Here is a 19813-nt window from a genome sequence, read left to right on the forward strand (position 1 = left end):
CCGGGGTGTAGCAACCGGAGTATCCCGACGGCACGGGGGCAGGGAGGACGGGGTTTCCCTTAGCTTCCGGGTTCGTTTCAGGTGTTCATTGAGGGCGCGTTCAGGGCGCGTTCAGGGCGCGCTCACGCCGACGGGGGACATTCGCGGAGGGGAGTACCCGGTGGCCTGCGCACACGCCCTGAACCTGAAGCCACAGGGAAGAGTCAGGGCCGAACCATCTTGCACTCGGTACCCTGGGCCAGCTCGTTCCCGGTATAGACCGCGTCAGTGCGAAACCCGTAGTTCGTGCCCTCCCAGCCCACCTTCACGGTCTTGCCGTCCACCGGCGCAATGGTGTTGACCACCTGCGGCAGCAGCAACTGATGGTCTTCGCCACGCATGCGCACCGGCCCCACCACCGAATCGAAAGTCAGGTCCTCGAGCGCATGAGCCACCTTCACCGTGTCCGTAGAGCCTGCCTTGTTGATGGCCGCAGCCAGCAGGCGCGGCGTCATGTCGATGCGCGGCGCCAGAAAGTCCTTGCCCGTCTTGGCCTTGTACGCCTTGGCCAGCGCGTCCACCTTCGGCGTGTCGGCCTCGCCCGGATGCCATTCGGCCACCCATGTCAGCTGCCCCAGCTTCGCCTGCGACACAGCGGTCACCGTGCCCGGCACCGAACCCGCGCTGTGGTTGAAGTAACGCAGGTTGTAGCCCGCGTCGCCCGCGGCCTTCAGCAGCAGCGTCATGTCCTGGCCCCAGTTGCCGGTGATGACCGAGTCCGCGCCGCTTTGCTTCACGTTGGCGATGTAGGGCGCGAAGTCCTTCACGCGGCCGATGGGGTGCAGCGTCTCGCCGACGAACTGGATGTCGGGCCGCGCCAGGCCCACCATCTGGCGGCCATAGCTGGCCCACTGCTTGCCGTGCGCATAGTCCTGGTTCAGCAGATAGACCTTCTTCACGTCGGGCGTCTTCTTGATGTAGTTGGCCAGCGCCTTCATCTTCATCGCCGTGTTCGCCTCTGTCTGGAAGTGCCAGAAGCTGCAGGCCTTGCCCGTCATCTCCGGGTCGATGGACGAGTGGTTCAGCACGATCAGCTCCTTGCCCGGGTTGCGCTGGTTCCAGCGCGCCACCGACTGCACCAGCGCCGTGACCACCGACGAGCCCGAGCCGCCCGTCACGATCGCCTTCGCACCCTGGTCGATGGCCGCCTGCAGCGCGCTCTGGCTTTCCTGCGCCGACAGCTTGCTGTCGAACTGCAGCAGCTGCAGCTTGGTGCCGCCGAGCACGCCGCCCTTGGCGTTGATGTCCTCGATGGCGTACTGCGTGTGCATCAGCATCAGCTCGCCGACATTGGCGAAGGGGCCCGAGAGCGGGTCGATGTAGGCGATCTTGTAGGTCTGCTGCTGTTGAGCATGCGCGGCACCCGCGATGCAAAGCACAGAGGCAAGGGCGATCCGCGCCAATGGCGCACGGTTGAACTTCATGGTTTGTCTCCGGAGGGTTTTGTCTTCAGTTCTTCGTTCGCAGCCCGATCACGCGGCTGGCCAGCATGGTGAGCTCGGCCACCACCTCGTCGGGAGACAGGCGTCCGCCCGGCCGGTACCAGCTGTACAGGAAGCCCGGCAGGCTGCAGGCCGCGAGCGCGGTGATCTTGGTCTCGGTGAAGTCGAGGTCGCCGTCGCGCCGCGCTTCTTCGAGCAGCGGGCACAGCAGGTCGTAGAAGTGGTGCGCCAGCTTCTTCTGCGCGGCCAGGTATTCGGGCCGGTACACCTGCGGCTCGCGGTAGGCGAAGAAGGCTGCCGGGTGGTGCGTGATGGTCGCGCGGATCAGCCGCTCGATGCCTTCGAGCACCTTCTCGCTGGCGCGGCGCGGGTCTGTGGCCGCGAAGTCGAGCGCGGTGAAGCAGTCGACCGCCGGTGCCCACGAGAGCGTCTCGAAGATCTCCTGCTTGTCGCGGAAGTAGTAGTACACGAAAGGCTTGGTCACTCCCAGCGCGCGAACGATCTGCGCCATGGTTGTGTTGGCATAGCCCTGCGCCGCGAACAGCTGCGCCGCCGCCTGCAGGATGCGCTCGCGCTGAAGGTCGGTGCCCTGCGTGGCGGCGCGCTGCCGGCCGGTGCCCTGCGGCAGGTGCGGCTGCGTGGTCGTTGTCTCGCTCTGGTCTCCAGAGGGTTTTTGCCGTGTCGCGGAAGTTATACCCATGGGTAGGATTGTTCGTGCACCATGCGGCATTGGCAAGCGCCCGCCCTGCATGGGCGGCTATCGATAACCCTGAGAAAGTGACGCCATGGAGACATTGCCCGACCGCCCCCAGCAGCCCCTGCACGAGTACCTGCGCACCCACGCGCGCGAACGCGGCGCGAGCCCCGCCTGCATCTGGTACGGCCACGCCATGAACTGGGCCGAGCTCGACCGCGCGAGCGACGCTTTCGCGGCGCGGCTGCAGGCCTTGGGCGTGAAGAAGGGCGAGCCTGTGGTGCTGTTCCTGAACAACTGCCCGCAATACCTGGTGGCGCACTTCGGCATCCAGAAGATCGGCGCCATCGTCTGCCCGAGCGGCCCGCTCAACAAGGAGCATGAGCTGGCCTACCAGGTCAACGACCTGAAGGCGCGGGTGATCGTCGCGGCTGCGCCGCTGCTGCCGGTGGTGCGCAAGGTGCAGCCTGACAGCGCACTCGCGCATGTGTTCGCCGTGCACTACGCCGACCTGCTGCCCGCGGAGCCCACGCTCGACCTGCCCGCCGAACTCGCCGCCGAACGCAACACGGCGCGCACCGTGCCCGAGGGCTGCGAAGACTTCCTCGCCGTGATGACTGCCGATGCCAGGCCGCAGCCCGTGGCCATCGACATGGACGACGTGGCGCTCATGACCTACACCTCGGGCACCACGGGCCTGCCCAAGGGCGCGATGCTCACTTACGCCAACGCGCTCTTCAAGACGCGCGCGGCGGCCGACTGCAACGGCGTGGGGCCCGCCGACGTGCTGCTGTCCATCGCGCCGCTGTATCACATCGCAGGCATGCTGATGGGCGTCAACGTGCCGGTGCTCAGCGGCGCGGCCTCGGTGCTGCTGCATCGCTTCGACCCCCGCGCCGTGCTGCAGGCCATCGCAACATACAAGGTGAGCTGGTGGTACAGCATCGCCCCGATGAACGTGGCTTGCATGCAGGTGCCGGACATCGCCGCCTTCGACCTGGGCAGCCTGAAGATGAACCCGGTGACCAGCTTCGGCATCACCTTCACCGAGCCGCTCGCGCAGCAGTGGCGCTCGCATGCGCCAAACTGCACCTCGTTCGAAGCCGCCTACGGCCTGAGCGAGACCCACACCTGCGACACCTACACGCCGCACCATGCGCCGCGCTGGGGTACGCAGGGCATCGCGGTGCCGGGCGTGACCATCCGCATCATCGACACCGACACCCAGGCCGACATGCCGGTGGGCGAGGTCGGCGAGATCGTGCTGACCAGCAAGGGCTCGTTCAAGGGCTACTGGAACAAGCCCGAGGCCACCGCCGCCACGCTGCGCAACGGCTGGGTGCACACCGGCGACATGGGCAAGCTCGATGCCGACGGCTACCTCACCTTCATCGGGCGCTTCAAGGAAATGATCAAGGTCTCGGGCTACAGCGTGTTCCCGGAAGAGGTCGAGACCATCCTCATCAAGCATCCGGCGGTGGCACAGGCGGCAGTCATCGCGCAGCCCGATGCGGAGAAGGGCGAGGTGGTGAAGGCCTTCATCGTGCGCAAGCCCGGCGCCTCGCTGGAGGCCGACGCGCTCGTGGCCTGGGCGCGCGACAACATGGCGAGCTACAAGGCGCCGCGCGCCGTGAGCTTCATCGACGCACTGCCGACCACCGGCGCCGGCAAGGTGCTGCGCCGGCTGCTCAAAGACAAAAGCTGAGAGGTTCCGTTTGCTGTTCTCCAAAGTTCTGATTGCCAACCGCGGCGAGATCGCCGTGCGGCTGGTGCGCGCGCTGCGCGACCTGGACATCGCCAGCGTGGCGGTGCATGCACGCGACGACGCGGCGGCGCTGCACACGCAACTCGCCGACGTGGCGGTGGCGCTCGATGCCACCGGGCCCGCCGCCTATCTCGATGTCGCGGCGCTGATTGCGGTGGCAAAGGCGCAGGGTTGCGATGCAGTGCATCCCGGCTACGGCTTCCTCAGCGAGCGTGCCGACTTCGCGCAGGCCTGCGCGGACGCCGGCCTGGTCTTCATCGGCCCCACGCCGGAGCAACTCGGCCTGTTCGGCGACAAGGCGCGTGCACGCGCGCTGGCCACGCAATGCGACGTGCCGGTGATGCCCGGCAGCGCCGGCGCCGTGACGCTCGCTCAGGCGCAGGCCTTCTTTGCCGAGCAGCATGCGCAGGGCGCGGGCGTGATGGTCAAGGCCATCGGCGGCGGCGGCGGGCGCGGCATGCGCGCGGTGCTGGATGCGCAGGATCTTGCGCAGGCGCATGCTCGCTGCATGTCGGAGGCCAAGGCGGCCTTCGGCATCGAGGGCGTGTATGTCGAGCGGCTGATGCGCAACGCGCGGCACATCGAGGTGCAGGTGCTGGGCGACGGACAGTCGGTGGCCAGCCTGGGCGAGCGCGAATGCACGCTGCAGCGGCGCTTCCAGAAGCTGGTGGAAATCGCGCCCAGCCCTTCGCTGCCCGAAGCCTTGCGCGCGCAGGTCACGCAGGCCGCGCTGCGCATGGCGAAGACGGTGGGCTATCGCGGGCTCGGCACTTTCGAATTCCTGGTCGACGCGGAATCGTCGACGCTGCCCTTCGTCTTCATCGAAGCCAATCCGCGCCTCCAGGTCGAACACACGGTGACGGAGGCGGTGACGGGGCTGGACCTCGTGCAGCTGCAGATTTCGGTGGCGGCGGGCGAACCGCTGGGCGCGCTGGGCGTGGAGGCCGATCGCACGGCGCCGCAGCGCGGCTTTGCTGTGCAGTGGCGCATCAATGCGGAGACGCTCGATGCGCAGGGCAATGCGCGGCCTTCGGGCGGCACGCTGGCGCGCTTCGATCTGCCCGCGGGGCCGGGCGTTCGCGTCGACACGCATGGCTATGCCGGGCTCGCGCCTTCGCCGCACTACGACACGCTGCTCGCGAAGCTGATCGTGCATTCGCCGTCGCCACGTTTCGCGGATGCGCTGCGGCGCTCGCTGCGCGCGCTGGACGAATGCCATATCGAAGGCATCGCCACCAACCTGTCGCTGCTGCGTGCCATTGCCGCGCGGCCCGAGTTCGCGACGCAGGCGGTGCACACCCGTTTCGTCGAGGCGCACCTGGGCGATCTGCTTGCGGCCTCGGCATCGTTTGAAAAGCTGGCAAGGAAGACGGTCGTCGCGCCTGCAGCCGAAGCCGCCATGACGGACGACGGCGCTGACGAGCTCACGGTGAAGGCGCCGATGCCCGCGCGCCTCGTGCAGTTCGAAGTCGCCGTCGGCGACGTGCTGCCGGCCGGCGCGCAGCTCGGCGTGCTCGAGGCCATGAAGATGGAGCACCTGCTGCATGCGAGCGTCGCCGGCCGCGTGGTCGCGTTGCTGGCCGCGCCCGGCGACTACCTCGTCGAAGGTCAGTCTCTGGTGCAGCTCGAAGCCGTCGATGCGCAGGCCGTGGAAGCCGAGGCGCGCGCCGAGCACGACCTCGACACCATCCGCCCCGACCTGCAGAAGGTCATCGACCGCCACGCGCCCACGCTGGACATCAACCGCAAGGCCGCCGTAGACAAGCGCCACGCGCAGGGCGGCCGTACCGCGCGCGAGAACATCGCGGACCTGTGCGACACCGCATCCGACCCCGGCAACTTCATCGAGTACGGTGCGCTCGCCATCGCCGCGCAGACGCGCCGCCGCACTCTGGAAGACCTGATCGCCAACACGCCCGCCGACGGCATGGTCACCGGCCTGGGCAGCGTCAACGCCAAGCAGTTCGGCCCCGAGGCATCACGCTGCGCGGTGCTGGCCTACGACTACACGGTGCTGGCCGGCACGCAGGGCATGCGCAACCACCACAAGACCGACCGGCTGCTGGCGGTGGCGCACCAGCTGAAGCTGCCGGTCGTGCTGTTCGCGGAAGGCGGCGGCGGGCGGCCGGGCGATACAGACATGCCGATCGTCGCGGGCCTGAACAACCACACCTTCAGCCAGTTCGCGGCGCTGTCGGGCAAGGTGCCGGTGGTCGGCATCGTGCATGGCCGCTGCTTCGCGGGCAACGCGGCGCTGCTGGGCTGCGCCGACGTGATCATCGCGACCAAGGGCAGCAACATCGGCATGAGCGGCCCCGCGATGATCGAGGGCGGCGGTCTCGGCACCTTCGCGCCCGAGCAGATCGGGCCCAGCAGCGTGCAGTCGCGCAATGGCGTGATCGACATCCTGGTGGACGACGAGGCGGCGGCCGTGGCGGCGGCGAAGCAATATCTCTCGTACTTCCAGGGCCCGACCTCCGACTGGCAATGCGCCGATCCGCGCACGCTGCGCCACGTGGTGCCCGAGAACCGCCTGCGCGTGTACGACGTGCGCGCGGCCATGCGCGGCGTGGCCGACACCGGCTCGCTGCTCGAGCTGCGCGCGGGCTTCGGCGCAGGTGTGGTCACTGCGCTGGCGCGCATCGAGGGCAGGCCGGTGGGCCTGATGGCCAACAACCCGCATCACCTGGGCGGCGCGATCGACGTCGAGGCGGCAGACAAGTCCGCGCGCTTCATGCAGCTTTGCAATGCGCACGGGCTTCCGATTGTTTCGTTGTGCGACACGCCCGGCTTCATGGTCGGCCCTGAAATCGAGGCGCAGGCACAGGTGCGCCATGTTTGCCGCATGTTCATGGTGGCGTCGCATCTGCGCGTGCCGTTCTTCGCGGTGGTGCTGCGCAAGGGCTATGGCCTGGGCGCGCAGGCGATGACGGCGGGCGGCTTCGATGCGCCGGTTTTCACGGTGGCCTGGCCCACCGGCGAATTCGGGGCGATGGGGCTGGAAGGTGCCGTGCGGCTGGGTTTCCGCAAGGAACTGGCCGCCGTGCCGGAAGGTGATGAGCGCGACGCGCTGTTCAAGAAGCTCGTTGCGCAACAGTACGCCAACGGCGAGGCGATCCACATGGCGCAGACCCTGGAGATCGACGCGGTGATCGACCCGGCGGACACGCGCACCTGGCTGGTGCGCGGGCTGGATTCGGCCGCCGGGCGCCACGAACCCGTCTCGCCCTACGTGGACACCTGGTAACCGCACGCCAGACCTCGTAACGACCGGGGTAAAGGTGGCTCCGTAAACTGGGCGGCTTTGCGCGCATGGAATTGATTTCACGTTGGCGGGCCCGGTTTTGCGCGGGCGCCGCAACGCATTGGATGGTCGCATTGTTCCTTGCCGCGGTGGGTGCCGGCGTGTGGGCACTGCCATCCGCCGGCCAGCCGCCCCGGCAGCCCGCCGAGGCCCATTGGGTCGCAAGCTGGGCGGCGGCGCCCATGGAGTTCAGCGAACTCATAGCGAACCCCACCACCGCACCGCTGGCAGGGCCCGGCAAGCATGTGTTTCGCGGCCAGACGCTGCGCCAGCTGGTGCAGCCCGCGCTGGACGGAAGCCGCGTGCGCGTGCGCTTCTCCAACCGCTTCGGCAAGGCGCCGCTGCGCATCGCCGCGGCGAGCGTGGGGCTGGTCACCGGCGGGAACGCGGTGTCTCCGGCCACGCTGGGCGTACTGCGCTTCGGTGGTCGTGGCAGCCTCACCATCGCCCCGGGCGCGGATGCCTGGAGCGACGGCATCGACCTGAAGGCCGAGGCCGGACAAACACTGGCGGTGAGCACCTACCTCGACCAGCCGACGCCCTTCGCGACCATCCACCAGAACGGCCAGGGCACGAGTTGGGTCGCCCCTGGCAACGCCACCGGGACACCCAAGATGCAAGGCGCGGCGCCGCTGGCGCTCAACCACATCGTGACCGGCCTCGACGTGATGACGAGCCAGCCGGCCCGCATCGTGGTGGCCTTCGGCGACTCGATCACGGCTGGCAGCGGCGATGCCACCGGCGGCGCCTACCCCGTCATGCTGGCCACGCGGCTGCGCGACAGCCCGCAGTTGCCGGCGGGGCTGTCGGTGATCAACATGGGCATCGGCGGCAACCGGCTGCTGCTCGACAGCTCGGGGCCCAGCGGCATGTCGCGCTTCGCGAAGGACGTGCTGGCGCAAAGCGGGGTGACGCACGTGATCGTGCTGATGGGCACCAACGACATCGGCCGCGGGGCGTTCGCCGACGTGCCGGGGTTCCCGCACACCGCGTCCGAGGCGCCCACCGCCGAGCGCATCACCGAAGGGCTCGAGCAGCTCATCAAGCAGGCACGCGCCAAGGGCGTGAAGCTGATGATCGGCACCGTGCCGCCGTTCCGGAACACGCCCTACTGGACGCAGGCGACCGAGGCCATGCGCGGCGCGGTCAACACCTGGGTCCGCGGCCGGCAGGACGTGGACGGCGTGATCGATTTCGACGCCATCCTGCGCGACCCCGCCGATCCGCTCGCGCTGAACCCGAAGTACGACAGCGGCGACCATCTGCACCCGAACAAGGCCGGGCATGCGGCGATGGCGGAGGCCGTCGACCTGAAGGAACTGCTGGAGTGAGCGTGCGCTATTTGCAACGTGGATCGCGAAACAGCTCTACATAAGACTTCGTGTCTCGCTTACAGGCGGTTCACATGAGCAATGCAGCATGAAGGCTCCTCCAACTACTCATGAGGAGTCCTTCATGAAAAAAATCGCATTGGCTCTTTCCATCGGTACGGCTTCGCTTCTGTCGGCAGGCGCGTTGACCGTTCCCACCGCCGCGCAGGCGCAACCCGTGGTGACCGTCCAGGTGGCACCGCCTCCGCCGCGTTTCGAGCGCGTGCCGCCGCCGCGCCGGGGTTTTGTCTGGGCGCCGGGCCACTACGAGTGGCGTGGCGGTCGCCATGTGTGGGTGCGCGGCAACTGGGTGCGTGCCCGTCCGGGCTATGCATACCGCGCGCCGGAATGGCGCCAGGACGGCGGCCGCTGGGTGTACAGCACCGGTCGCTGGGACCGTGACGGCGACGGCGTGCCCAACCGCTACGACCGCCGGCCGAACAACCCCTACAGGAACTGAACTAGCGGAAGACGACGGTGCGGTGGCCGTTCAGCAGCACCCGGTGCTCGCTGTGCCACTTCACCGCGCGGGCCAGCACCTGGCTCTCGGTGTCGCGGCCGCGGGCCGTGAGGTCTTCCACCGTGTCGGTGTGGTCGGCGCGGGTCACGTCCTGCTCGATGATCGGGCCTTCGTCGAGGTCGGCCGTCACGTAGTGGGCGGTGGCGCCGATCAGCTTCACGCCGCGGTCGTGCGCCTGGTAGTAGGGCTTGGCGCCCTTGAAGCTGGGCAGGAACGAGTGGTGGATGTTGATCGCGCGGCCGGCCAGGTTGCGGCACAGGTCGTTGCTCAGGATCTGCATGTAGCGCGCGAGCACCACCAGTTCGGCGCCTTCGGCCTCGATGATTTCCAGCTGCTTCGCCTCGGCCTGGGCCTTGGTCGCGGCCGTCACCGGGATGTGGTGGAACGGCACGTTGTAGCTGGCGGCCAGCTGGTAGAAGTCGCGGTGGTTCGAGATGATGGCGCGCACGTCGATGGCGAGCAGGCCGCTCTTCCAGCGGAACAGCAGGTCGTTGAGGCAGTGGCCCTCCTTGCTGACCAGCAGCACGGTCTTCATCGGCTCGGCGGCGGCGTGCAGCTGCAGCGTCATGCCGAAGCCGGCGGCGAAGGTCTTCAGCTCTTCGCGCAGCGCGGCTTCGCTGTGGTCGCCGCAGGCGAAGCGCACACGCATGAAGAACAGGCCGGTGCCGTGGTCGTTGTACTGGGCTGCCTCTTCGATGTTGGCGCCACGCTCGAGCAAAAAGCCCGAGACGGCGTGCACGATGCCTGTCCGGTCGGGGCAGGAGAGGTTCAGGATGTAGGCGGGCGAGGTAGGCGTAGAGGTCGTCATCTGGGTGGAATTGTCGCAGGGGTGCCAGAATCGCGATTTTCCCCGACCCCATAACCCGCAGGAGCGAGACATGGCCTTCCAGGACTTCAACATGGACAACCAGTGGTTGCCCTTCACCCCCAACCGTCATTTCCGCAAGGATCCGCGCGTGTTCGTCGCGGCCGATGGCATGGAATTCACCACCCACGACGGCAAGAAGGTGATCGACGGCATCTCGTCGCTGTGGTGCGTGGGCGCGGGCCACAACAGGAAGCCGATCAACGAGGCCATCAAGAAGCAGCTCGACACGCTCGACTACGCCACCGCCTTCCAGGTCAGCAACGACAAGGCTTTCAAGGCGGCGGAAATGATCGCCTCGCTGGCGCCCGGCGACCTGAACAAGGTGCTCTTCTGCAACTCGGGCTCCGAAGCCGCCGACACCTCGATGAAGGTGGCGCTGGCCTATCACCGCGCGCGCGGCGAAGGCCACCGCAATGTGTTCATCGGCCGCGAGAAGGGCTACCACGGCGTGGGCTTCGGCGGCATGTCGGTGGGCGGCATTCCGGGCAACCGCAAGGTGTTCGGCTCGGCCTTCCTGCCGCGCGTGGACCACATGCGCTTCATCCATGATCCGGTGAACCATGCCTACATCCACAACGAGGAGCCGGTGTGGGCCGAAGACCCGCTGGTCGAACTCGAAACCCGCATCCTGCCGCTGCACGATCCGAGCAACATCGCCGCGATCATCGTGGAGCCGGTGGCCGGTTCCGCAGGCTGGTACCTGCCGCCCAAGGGCTACCTCAAGCGCCTGCGCGAGATCTGCGACAAGCACGGCATCCTGTTGATCTTCGACGAGGTCATCACCGGCTTCGGCCGCATGGGCACCAACTTCGCGTCGGACTATTTCGGCGTGGTGCCCGACATGCTGAACTTCGCCAAGTGCGTGACCAACGGCGTGATTCCGCTGGGCGGCGTGATCTGCCGCGACAAGCTCTACGACGCGATGATGAAGACCGATGCGCCCGAGCACGTGGTCGAGTTCTTCCACGGCTACACCTACTCGGGCCACCCGGTGGCCTGCGCCGCGGCCATTGCCACGCTCGACCTGTTCAAGCAGGACAACCTGTTCGCCCGCGCGGGCGAAATGGGCAAGGTGCTGGGCGATGCCTTCCACAGCGCCTTCAAAGGCCTGCCCAACGTCATCGGCATTCGCAGCCTGGGCATGGCCGCTGCGGTGGAGCTCGCACCCATCGCAGGCTCGCCGGGCAAGCGCGCCTATGAAGTCTTCCTGGATTGCTTCCACAAGGGCGCGCTGGTGCGCCCCGCCGGCGACGTGCTGGTGATCGCGCCGCCATACATCGCGGAAAAGTCGCACATCGACACGCTGGTGAACACGCTGGCGGACGCGATCAAGGCGCACGCCTGACGGCTGCCTATCCGTCCGCTACCTCGCTGGCCAGGCCGGCGAGGTAGATGCAGGACCCATCGATAACCGTAGCCAGCAGCGCCAGCGTGAAGGCAAGGCGCCTGCCGTGCCACAGCGAGCCAAGCCAGGTCGCCGACTCGGCCATCCATACGGTCGCCTTTCCGCCCAGCCGTTCCATCTCCTGCTGTTCGCGCTTCGATGTTTCGAGGGGCACCACGTACACCTGCCCGTCGATGACGCGGCGATCGGCCGCTGTCGCGTCGTCGTTGCCGCTCGCCACGATGTAGACCAGCACCGCGCAGATCCAGCCCGCGACGAGGATCGCGATGCCCGCGAAATGAAGGCGGCGATGGGGTGCGATGGCGTTGCGCGGCATGGCCGGATTCTGTCGCAGCGCGCCCGTGCATGGATGGGTTTGTTCCCGCCACTTCTACCGGTTCTCGGGATACCGACGGCTTCCTGCCGTCCCTAGCATCCCCTCTCGCGAAACGCCGCGTCCACGAATTCAATGACGGATTCAAGGCGGGCGAATTCCAGAGAGGAGCAGTCATGCAGCGCGTCTTTTTCCATGCCGGTCTCGTTGAGGCCGGCCGTCGTCGCCGTCGGGTTCCGAGGCTGATCGCACTTGCGTTCGCGGCCTGCGGCTGCGCGTCTTCTTCGATGGCGCTGGCCAACAACGTCGGCGAGAACGCCGCGTGGCAATTCCAGACGAGCGCCGACAAGGTCAACCAGGCGGCCGTGCAGGACATGATCCGCAAGCAGAAGAGCGGCTACTACGCCGCCCCGGTCTACAACACGACCATCGGCCGGCAATACAACTGCAACGTCTCGGCCACTTCGACCGGCAACGACGGCAACAACAGCACGGTCGCGAATTCGCCGTCGAACGCGGGCGCGAATTCGAACGCCTCGGGCAACGACAGCCGCAGCGCCGTGGGCTCGCAGGGCGGCGCGACAGTAGGCACCTCGCAGGCCAACAGCGGCGCGGTCGGCTCGGCGGTCGTCGGCGGCACCAGCACGCAGGTGCAGGGCGCGGCCAACCAGGCGCTGAACTCGACGCAGGGCAACACCGGCGCGCAGACGGCCAGCGTGGGCGGCAGCTCGGCGTGCGCCTTCGGCGTGCTCAATTGAAAACCGGGGCAAGCGACATGCACACCACCCGAACATTCGCACTCGCCGCGGTCGCGACCGTGGCGCTCGCCGGTTGCGTCTCTGCACCACAGCAGCGCTTTGCGCCCAACGAAGCACCCGTGGTGCTCGGACCCTCGGTGCGCGACAACGTCACGCCGATGGAGGCCGTGCTCGCCTGCTACGCCGACCACATCGCGGCCACGCGGCGTCCGCCCATCGTCGTCGGCGTGGGCGACGTGAAGGACTACACCGGCAAGTACAGCATCAACGAAGGCAATGCCATCACGCAGGGCGGCGCGCTGATGGTGTATTCGGCGCTCGGCAAGCTCGGCGGCGCGGTGAGCATCGCGGAGCGCTTCGACCCGGTGATCGCCGAGCGCGAGCTCGCGTATGCAGACCGCCGCCAGCTCGGCGACGGCCGCACGCACCAGCTCGGCGGACCCAACGGCGGGCAGACCGTGCCGTGGATGCCGTACTTCGGCGGGACCATCAACAAGTCCGACTACTTCATCGTCGGCGGCATCACCGAGCTCAACTACAACATCAACTCGGGCGGCGCCGAGTTCGCGGTGAACCAGGTGGGCGTGAAGGCGCGCACCTTCAGCCAGTCGGTGAGCGTGGACCTGCGCATCGTCGACACCAAGTCGCTGATGGTGGTGCGCACGGTGAGCCTCACCAAGCAGTTCAACGGCTATGAAGTGGGCCTGAACGTGTTCCGCTTCTTCGGCAGCAAGCTGTACGACGTGGACATCGGCGCCAAGGGCCAGGAGCCGGTGCAGATGGGCGTGCGCGCCGCGCTGGAAGAAGGCGTGGTGCGGCTCATGGCGGCCGTCACGCAGGTCGACCATCGGCCCTGCATGACGATGCGCCCGGGCGGCGGCGAAGCCATTCCGCTCACGCCCGCCGCCGATCTGCGCAAGGTCGACAACCCGGGCGATGCCACGGCGGGCGGCGCGGCGGTCACTTCGCCGGTGGTGCAGGGCGGCGTGGCCGTCAACGCGGGCGGCCCTGGCGGCGCCCGCCTCACCGGCACGGCCACGCAGGTGCCGTTCGACTTCGGCGCCACCACGCTCGGCGGCAGCTCGCTCGCACTGATCGACCAGATCGCTGGCCTGGCCAAGAAGGGCGCGACCGACATCGTGCTGGTGGCGCGCGACACCGAGAACTGGGACGCCCGCAAGCGCGACGAGCTGACCGACCAGCGCATTGCCGCCGTCACTTCGGCGCTGGCCAACCGCGGCGTGGCGCCTGGCGCCATCAGCATCACCTGGCGGCCCGATGCGGCCGATACATCGATCCATCGCGATGGCCCGGGGCTGCAGGAGATCGCCAAGCTGCGCATCGGCAGCGTGGCGGTCGGCAGCGCCACCTCCATTCCTTCCGAAGGCGCCGGCAAAGGGGGCTGAGCCGCCGCGCATTCATCCAGCAAGTCGAGTCCCCTGAAATCTGTTCCACACGCTTCGCCCCATCGTTCTCAAACATCCGAGGAAACATGTCATGAAAACACGCAAGATCCGCAGCGGGGCCGCACGCAGGCCCGCACTCAGCAGCATCGGCTCGGCCGTTGCGATGGTCCTGATCGCCACCGGCGCGCACGCGGCCGAGACGGCGGTCAGCGCAGCGTTCGTGCCCTCGGTCACGGGGACCAGCACCGAGGTGAATCCGCAGACCAACAGCGGCCCGGCCAACGCGTCCATCAGCAACGCGACGGTGGGTGTCACCACCATCGGTGCGCCGGGAACGACCCCCACCTCGAGCTACACCAACGGCAACGCGATCAGCGCCAAGGCCGCCGGCAACATCGAGGTGCGCACGATAGCGCCGGCCCCCGGCTCGCAGCCCACGCCGGTGAGCAGCGCCGCGGCGCTCGCGCTCTCGCAGAACAGCGGCGTGATCACCAGCAGCGTGAAGACCAGCGCGATGGGGAACTACTCCACCACGATCCAGGCCGGCAGCGTGGCCGCGGCGGACAACACGATCTCGGCCACGACCACGCTCAACAACGGTACGTCGCTGGTGCTCGGCACGGCCGCCGCATCGGGCACCGCGCTCGCCGGCTCGGCCGTGCTCGGCTATCCGGTGGGCGCGCCGCAGCTCTTCGATGCCAAGGGCAACATCGTCGTGACCACGCTGCAGTCGGCCACCGGCGCCAGCTCGAGTGCGGAGAGCCGGGGCAACCGCGTCGACCTGTGGCTGCTGCCGAGCTCGGGCTCCATCGCCGCTGGCGCGTCGCTCGAACGCAATTCGATTTCGGCTGTGCTCAAGGGCAACAGCGCGACGAGCACCGCCGCCATCGTCTCGGGCGGCGCGCCGGTCTTCACGGGCTCGGCGGTGGTTTCCAACCTGCAGGTGAACAACAACAGCGGTGCGCCGGGCGCCGTCACGCACTCGGCGACCAATGACGGCTCGATCATCGACGGCGTGGTTTCCGGAGCGTTGTTCGGCGGCTCCAACACGCTGCAGTCGAAGCTGGCGGTGCAGGACAACACGATCTCCAGCGCGGCCACGGGCAACGAGGCGCTGGGCGCCACGGCGGGAACCGCGGGCAATCGCATCGTGATCGACGGTGTGTCGGTCGCCGGCAGCGGCACGCCGGCCACGGCGCTGAACAACAGTACCCACAACGGCGTGGGCGTGATCACCAACGTCAACAGCGACCTGGCCGTCGTCAACAGCCAGGGCAACATCGGCGTGGGCATCAAGAGCAGCACCACGAACGCGCTGGTGGGCGCGACGGTGCAGTCGATTGCCAGCAACGGTTCCGTCGATCTGCAGCGCAATGCCGTCACGGCCACGGCCACCGGCAACGCCGCGTCGAGCGCCATCTCCAGCGCAGACGGCTCGAGCACGTTCAAGGGCACCAGCGCCTTGTCGAACCAGCAGGCCAACTACCAGTCGCCGATCACGGCGGAGGTGGGGCCGTCGAACATCGGGGTGCTGACCGGCATCGGCGGCACGACCAACAACGCCCCTGTTTCGGTGGCCGGCAACAGCTCCGCGGCAACGGCCACGGGCAACCAGATCGGCCAGACTCTTGCCATCGACGCGAGCGGAGTGACGCTCGGCAGCGCCTCCGCCTTGCTGACGGGCGGCACCGCCAACGACGGCCGTGTCTCGGCCGGCGGCGCCGCCACGATCACCAGCCTGCAGGGCAACTACGGCAGCCCGGTCAATGCGACCAACGACGGCTCCCAGATCTTCGCGGGTGCGAACCTGGCCAACTCGCCCATCGCGAACAGCACGCTTGCAGTGACCGGCAACGTGCAGCAGGCTTCGGCGCTCGGCAGCGGCGCCACCAACACGCTGAAGCTCGCCACCAAGACGACGCTCGGCACCGGCGCGGGCATCGCCAACGTGCAGATGGGCGACGCCAACTCGACTGTCACCGCGACGCTGAGCAATGCGGAGGCGAAGGTCGGCGCCAACGGCAATCTGACCGGCGGCGCGAGCAGCATCGCGCTGACCGACAACAAGCAGCTCGCCCGTGCCATCGGGAATTCGGCGACCAACACGCTGGGCGTCGATGCGCTCAACGTGGCCGCGGTGACCGCGGGGGGCCTTGCTTCCACCGTCGCCGTGGGCGCCGGGGGTCTGCCGTTCGACGGCAATGCCGGCAGCCTGCCGACCGTCAATGCCGCCTTCGGCATCCTCAGCGACCAGTCGGTGCAGGCCAGCGTGAAGGCCCAGGCGAGCGTGCCCACGGCGCCCGGCCTGAACGCTTTCGCGGTCGGTGTGGCCGGCAACCTCGGCGACATGACGGCGGGAGGCAAGCTGGCGAACGACCGCAACGCGCTCGGCGCCGAAGCCTTCGGCAACAACGCGGCCAACGGCCTGACGCTGGACCTGAACAACCTGAGCAGCTCGACGCCGTTTGTCCTGGGCCTGTTCTCGGGAACCAACGTGGCCAACGTGACCAACGTGCAGTCGGTGGCCGGCGGCACGACGCAGATTTCGGCGGACGCCAGCGGCGCGACGCCGGTGCGCACCGTGATCTCGGGCAACGTCACCAACGCCACGGTGTCCAGCTCCGGCAACACCACGCAGGCGCTGGCCTATGGCAACAGCGCGACGGGCAACACGGTGAAGGTGACGGGCAACAACATCACCACGCTGGTCGCCACTCTTCCGTTGCAGCCGCCAGGCGCGAGCGTGGCGGGCGGCACGGCCAGCGTGAATGCGGCGTTCGGCGTGCAGAACGCGCAGTCGGGCCAAGGCTCCGTCTCGGCCACGCGCAGCGGCGGGCCGGAGGTGCAGACCTACATCGTCGGCAACGTCGTCAACTCCAGCGTGAACGCCGACAAGAACACGACCATCGCCGAGGCCAACAGCAACAGCGCGACCAATGGCGTGAGCATCGACGCGAACGGTGTCGCCACCACGAGCGCGGTGCAGAACCTGCAGCAGACGAGCGCCGACGTCACCGCGCAGATCGGCTCGCCGGCCGCGACGCGCGCGAACCAGAGCGGCGTGCAGGTGAAGATCGACGGGCTCACCGTGCAGGGCCAGGCGATTTCCGTCAGCGGCAACATCGCGAGCGGCTCCGCAACGGGCAACTCGGCCAGCAACAGCGTGGCCGTCAATGGCAACACGATCGCCGTGCGCGGCGTGCTCCCTGCCATCGTGTCCAGCGGGGGCATCCTGGGTAACGCGGCCTACGCCGACCACGCGGTGTCGAACGTCCAGGCCGTGAGCGGCGCGGGCACGATTTCGTCCAGCGTGACGGGCGCCTTCGGTATCGACACCACGCCGGGCGCGAACATCAGCAGCGCCACGCTGAGCGCTTCGAACAACGCGCAGGGCTCGCAGGCCATCGCCAACACGGCGAGCAACAGCGTCGCGCTGGCGGGCGGCAACATCACCGCGCGCACGGCGCTGCAGTCGACACAGACGAGCACGACGAAGAACGTCGATTCGACTTCCACCATGGAGGTGTTCGCGCCGGTGGCCTCGACGTCGTCCCGCATCGACCTGTCGGGCAACAAGAACGTGTCGCTGGCGGTGATCAACGACGTGTCCAACACGCTGAGCGTGGCCTCGACCAACACCTCGCCTTCGAGCGCGGCGGGCTCCGTCGCACTGCTGGGCGCGGGCGCGGCCGGCGGCGACCATGTGCTGCTGAACCAGCAGACCGCGGCCTCGACGGTGACGAGCACGGCCAGCACGAAGCTGTACAACGACGACGGCGGCACGCCCGCGCCGGTGACGGCCGGCCTGGCCGGCGGCTCGCTCAGCATTGCCAACAACAGCACGCTGGCCGAGGCATCGGCCAACCGCGCCGCCAACACGCTGTCGCTGGTGAGCAGTGCGGTGCAGGGGGCGTCCGGCGGCGTCGTCAACACCCAGGCCAGCACGGCCGACGTCACGGCAACGGCTAGCACCGCCGCGAACGTGGCTTTGACGGCTGCCTCGCCGCTCAACGGCGGCTCGGTGGCGCTCAACGCCAACACGACCAGCGCCCTTGCACGCGGCAACGCGGCCACCAACCTGCTGGAGTCGAGCGCGGGCAGCGGCTACGGCGGGCTTGCGGCGCAAGGCTCGTCCGGCGTGGTGCTGGCACCCGCCGCGCTCAACGTCAGCGCGGCTGCCGCCATCCGCAACAGCCAGACCAATGACGGCGCGGTGTCGGCAAGCAGCTCGGGCGCGAGCTACATGGTGGCGCTCAACTCGACCGGCGGCCCGGTCGGGACGGCGCTCGGCTCAGTCGGCGTGACGGGCAACACCCTGACCGCTGAGGCCTATGGCAACAGTGCCACCAACCGCATCACGCAGACCGCGCTCAACACCGGCACGCCGAGCGCGGCCATCGCCAGCTCGCAGGTCAACACCGGCGCGGTATCGGCGACCGTGACCGGCGTGAGCGTGGGCATCGGCGCGACGGGCGCCGTGGGCAACAGCACGCTGCGCACCACGGGCAACCAGATCACCGCATCGGCGACGGGCAACTCGTCGGTGTCGTCGATCGCGACGCGCTGAGGCCGCGCCGCCGGCAGGCTGCAAAAGCCGCGGGCCCGAACAGGGCCGGCGGCTTTTTTTCGTTCACTGCGGGCTCGCCTTGGCAGGCCGGCGCAGCTCGGCGCAGTAGTCCTTCCCGGGCAGCGGCGGTGTCTGCCAGATTCGGTCGTATTCGCCGGGCACCACGTTCGCCAGCGTGGGCGCGGCCAGCATCCGCACCGTGGCGATCCTGACGTCGTTCGGCAGGTGCTGCGGCACGCCGAGCGTGCGAACCACATGGCCGGAGCCTGCGATCAGCAGCACCGTCTTGCCGGGCTGCCTGGCCTTGACGACGGCCTGCGCCATTGCGCGGTCGCGGCCCACCTGGATGCGGGTCATGGGAATGATCTGCGACTCGGGCAGCAGCTTGCAGTGGCCCTCGCGCACCGCGTTCTGCTGCGCGACATAGGCATCGTTGCCGAGCTGCGCGTCGAGCGAGACATCGGCCATCGCGTCTTTCATGCGGGCGCGCGGCAGGTTGGCGCCGACCACGGGCACGCCCGCGCGCACGGCCGCCATCACGGCCGGGCCGTAGCTGGCCCAGGGCCAGGCCTTTTCGCTCCAGTCGAGCGCGGCCTGCACCTGGGCTTCGCTGGCGGTGGGCGCCACGTGCGCGGTGCCGCGGCCTTCTTCCGCCATCTCGAGCGCCAGCGTGGCAAGCTGGCCGCGCGCGACCAGCGCCTCGACGGTTTCGCGCTCGATGACATGGTGCTCGGGCGCGTCGTGCTGCTCGCCGAGCAGCAGGGCGTCGACCGGCAGCAGTGCGTCGACCCGGCGCGCGATGGGGGCGTCGGGCGCGTCGGACGACAACGCCGAGCAGCCAGCGAGGGTGGCCGCAACCAGCGTGGCGATCAGGAGAACGGGGATGCGGGGAGCCCGCGCGGGCGAGAGTCGTGAAAGAGCCATCGCGCCATACTAGGCCTTCGGCGCATGAGCGCCCTGCCGTCCAATCCCGCTACTTCCTGTCCGTCCGTGCCTCTCCGATTCATCGTCCGCGTGCTCGCCACGCTGCTGCTGGCGCTCGCCGCCGCGGGTGTCTGCCTGGCGCTGCACACGGCGCCGCGCTGGCTGGGCTCGGTGACGCTCGGCACCTTCGGCATGCTGGCGCTGTGCGGCGCGGTGGCCTGGCTGCTGGCCTGGGCGACCGGGCTGCACCCGGCCACCATGATCCTGGGCACTTCGCCGGGCGGCATCGCCGAGATGTCGATCACTGCCAAGGTGCTGCAGCTGGGCGTGCCGGTTGTCACGGCGTTCCAGGTGTGCCGGCTGGTGGCGGTGCTGCTGGTGGTGGGGCCGATGTACCGGTTGATCTACCGCTGAAGAGCGGCTGCCCATGAAAAAAGC

At 68.5% G+C, this 19813-nt stretch carries 13 protein-coding genes and 1 pseudogene; 9 read left to right on the plus strand and 5 right to left on the minus strand.

Translation table 11 applies throughout. From position 1 onward, the window contains the following. Positions 1 to 203: 203 nt before the first annotated feature. Complete coding sequence (locus ACQY8B_RS27450; RefSeq protein ID WP_422084797.1) at positions 204 to 1463, minus strand: branched-chain amino acid ABC transporter substrate-binding protein; 1260 nt, start codon at positions 1461 to 1463, stop codon at positions 204 to 206. A 25-nt stretch (positions 1464 to 1488) separates the two neighbouring features. Next, positions 1489 to 2181, minus strand: coding sequence for a TetR family transcriptional regulator (locus ACQY8B_RS27455; RefSeq protein WP_422084798.1), 693 nt, complete (start codon positions 2179 to 2181; stop codon positions 1489 to 1491). Positions 2182 to 2266: 85 nt separating this feature from the next. On the opposite strand from ACQY8B_RS27455, the gene ACQY8B_RS27460 reads away from it, so the two are divergent. The 4 genes from ACQY8B_RS27460 to ACQY8B_RS27475 all read left to right on the plus strand — a co-directional run bounded on the left by ACQY8B_RS27460 (position 2267) and on the right by ACQY8B_RS27475 (position 9074). Then, positions 2267 to 3880, plus strand: coding sequence for an AMP-binding protein (locus ACQY8B_RS27460; protein ID WP_422084799.1), 1614 nt, complete (start codon positions 2267 to 2269; stop codon positions 3878 to 3880). Positions 3881 to 3893: 13 nt separating this feature from the next. Next, complete coding sequence (locus ACQY8B_RS27465; RefSeq protein WP_422089121.1) at positions 3894 to 7187, plus strand: carboxyl transferase domain-containing protein; 3294 nt, start codon at positions 3894 to 3896, stop codon at positions 7185 to 7187. Positions 7188 to 7309: 122 nt separating this feature from the next. Then, positions 7310 to 8575 carry an SGNH/GDSL hydrolase family protein gene (locus ACQY8B_RS27470; RefSeq protein WP_422084800.1) on the plus strand — a complete coding sequence of 422 codons (1266 nt, stop codon included), beginning with the start codon at positions 7310 to 7312 and terminating at the stop codon, positions 8573 to 8575. 124 nt (positions 8576 to 8699) lie between these two features. Further along, the gene (locus ACQY8B_RS27475) at positions 8700 to 9074 is read left to right on the plus strand and encodes a hypothetical protein (RefSeq protein WP_422084801.1); all 375 of its coding nucleotides are present in this window, start codon (positions 8700 to 8702) and stop codon (positions 9072 to 9074) included. A gap of 1 nt (position 9075) precedes the next feature. Here ACQY8B_RS27475 and purU read toward each other — a convergent pair whose 3' ends face one another. After that, a complete protein-coding gene (purU, locus tag ACQY8B_RS27480; protein WP_422084802.1) occupies positions 9076 to 9942 on the minus strand; it encodes a formyltetrahydrofolate deformylase in 867 nt (288 codons plus the stop codon). 70 nt (positions 9943 to 10012) lie between these two features. Here purU and ACQY8B_RS27485 point away from each other — a divergent pair, with 70 nt between their 5' ends. Next, positions 10013 to 11347, plus strand: a complete 1335-nt coding sequence (locus tag ACQY8B_RS27485; RefSeq protein WP_422084803.1) for an aminotransferase class III-fold pyridoxal phosphate-dependent enzyme — start codon at positions 10013 to 10015, stop codon at positions 11345 to 11347. Positions 11348 to 11354: 7 nt separating this feature from the next. Here the strand turns inward: ACQY8B_RS27485 and ACQY8B_RS27490 are convergent, their stop codons facing one another. Further along, a complete protein-coding gene (locus tag ACQY8B_RS27490) occupies positions 11355 to 11723 on the minus strand; it encodes a hypothetical protein (RefSeq protein WP_422084804.1) in 369 nt (122 codons plus the stop codon). A 173-nt stretch (positions 11724 to 11896) separates the two neighbouring features. Here ACQY8B_RS27490 and ACQY8B_RS27495 point away from each other — a divergent pair, with 173 nt between their 5' ends. From ACQY8B_RS27495 to ACQY8B_RS27505, 3 genes are all read left to right on the plus strand, one after another. Beyond that, on the plus strand, positions 11897 to 12478 hold the full coding sequence (locus ACQY8B_RS27495) for a hypothetical protein (protein WP_422084805.1): 582 nt from the start codon (positions 11897 to 11899) through the stop codon (positions 12476 to 12478). A 17-nt stretch (positions 12479 to 12495) separates the two neighbouring features. Continuing rightward, on the plus strand, positions 12496 to 13884 hold the full coding sequence (locus ACQY8B_RS27500) for a CsgG/HfaB family protein (protein ID WP_422084806.1): 1389 nt from the start codon (positions 12496 to 12498) through the stop codon (positions 13882 to 13884). Positions 13885 to 13975: 91 nt separating this feature from the next. After that, on the plus strand, positions 13976 to 18451 hold the full coding sequence (locus ACQY8B_RS27505) for a beta strand repeat-containing protein (protein WP_422084807.1): 4476 nt from the start codon (positions 13976 to 13978) through the stop codon (positions 18449 to 18451). A gap of 63 nt (positions 18452 to 18514) precedes the next feature. On the opposite strand, the gene ACQY8B_RS27510 is transcribed toward ACQY8B_RS27505, so the two are convergent. Then, positions 18515 to 19375, minus strand: coding sequence for a ChaN family lipoprotein (locus tag ACQY8B_RS27510; protein WP_422084808.1), 861 nt, complete (start codon positions 19373 to 19375; stop codon positions 18515 to 18517). A 141-nt stretch (positions 19376 to 19516) separates the two neighbouring features. On the opposite strand from ACQY8B_RS27510, the pseudogene ACQY8B_RS27515 reads away from it, so the two are divergent. Then, positions 19517 to 19789 (plus strand): annotated as a pseudogene (locus ACQY8B_RS27515) (AbrB family transcriptional regulator); the annotation flags it as partial. Positions 19790 to 19813 lie beyond the last annotated feature (24 nt).

It is taken from the genome of Variovorax sp. (assembly GCF_965279555.1).
GTDB lineage: Bacteria > Pseudomonadota > Gammaproteobacteria > Burkholderiales > Burkholderiaceae_C > Variovorax.

What these genes read in the sequence shown, in the direction of transcription:
- ACQY8B_RS27450 (WP_422084797.1), bottom strand. Translation starts at nt 1,463, where the DNA reads ATGAAGTTCAACCGTGCGCCATTGGCGCGGATCGCCCTTGCCTCTGTG.
- ACQY8B_RS27455 (WP_422084798.1), bottom strand. Translation starts at nt 2,181, where the DNA reads ATGGGTATAACTTCCGCGACACGGCAAAAACCCTCTGGAGACCAGAGC.
- ACQY8B_RS27460 (WP_422084799.1), top strand. Translation starts at nt 2,267, where the DNA reads ATGGAGACATTGCCCGACCGCCCCCAGCAGCCCCTGCACGAGTACCTG.
- ACQY8B_RS27470 (WP_422084800.1), top strand. Translation starts at nt 7,310, where the DNA reads ATGGTCGCATTGTTCCTTGCCGCGGTGGGTGCCGGCGTGTGGGCACTG.
- ACQY8B_RS27475 (WP_422084801.1), top strand. Translation starts at nt 8,700, where the DNA reads ATGAAAAAAATCGCATTGGCTCTTTCCATCGGTACGGCTTCGCTTCTG.
- purU (WP_422084802.1), bottom strand. Translation starts at nt 9,942, where the DNA reads ATGACGACCTCTACGCCTACCTCGCCCGCCTACATCCTGAACCTCTCC.
- ACQY8B_RS27485 (WP_422084803.1), top strand. Translation starts at nt 10,013, where the DNA reads ATGGCCTTCCAGGACTTCAACATGGACAACCAGTGGTTGCCCTTCACC.
- ACQY8B_RS27490 (WP_422084804.1), bottom strand. Translation starts at nt 11,723, where the DNA reads ATGCCGCGCAACGCCATCGCACCCCATCGCCGCCTTCATTTCGCGGGC.
- ACQY8B_RS27495 (WP_422084805.1), top strand. Translation starts at nt 11,897, where the DNA reads ATGCAGCGCGTCTTTTTCCATGCCGGTCTCGTTGAGGCCGGCCGTCGT.
- ACQY8B_RS27500 (WP_422084806.1), top strand. Translation starts at nt 12,496, where the DNA reads ATGCACACCACCCGAACATTCGCACTCGCCGCGGTCGCGACCGTGGCG.
- ACQY8B_RS27505 (WP_422084807.1), top strand. Translation starts at nt 13,976, where the DNA reads ATGAAAACACGCAAGATCCGCAGCGGGGCCGCACGCAGGCCCGCACTC.
- ACQY8B_RS27510 (WP_422084808.1), bottom strand. Translation starts at nt 19,375, where the DNA reads ATGGCTCTTTCACGACTCTCGCCCGCGCGGGCTCCCCGCATCCCCGTT.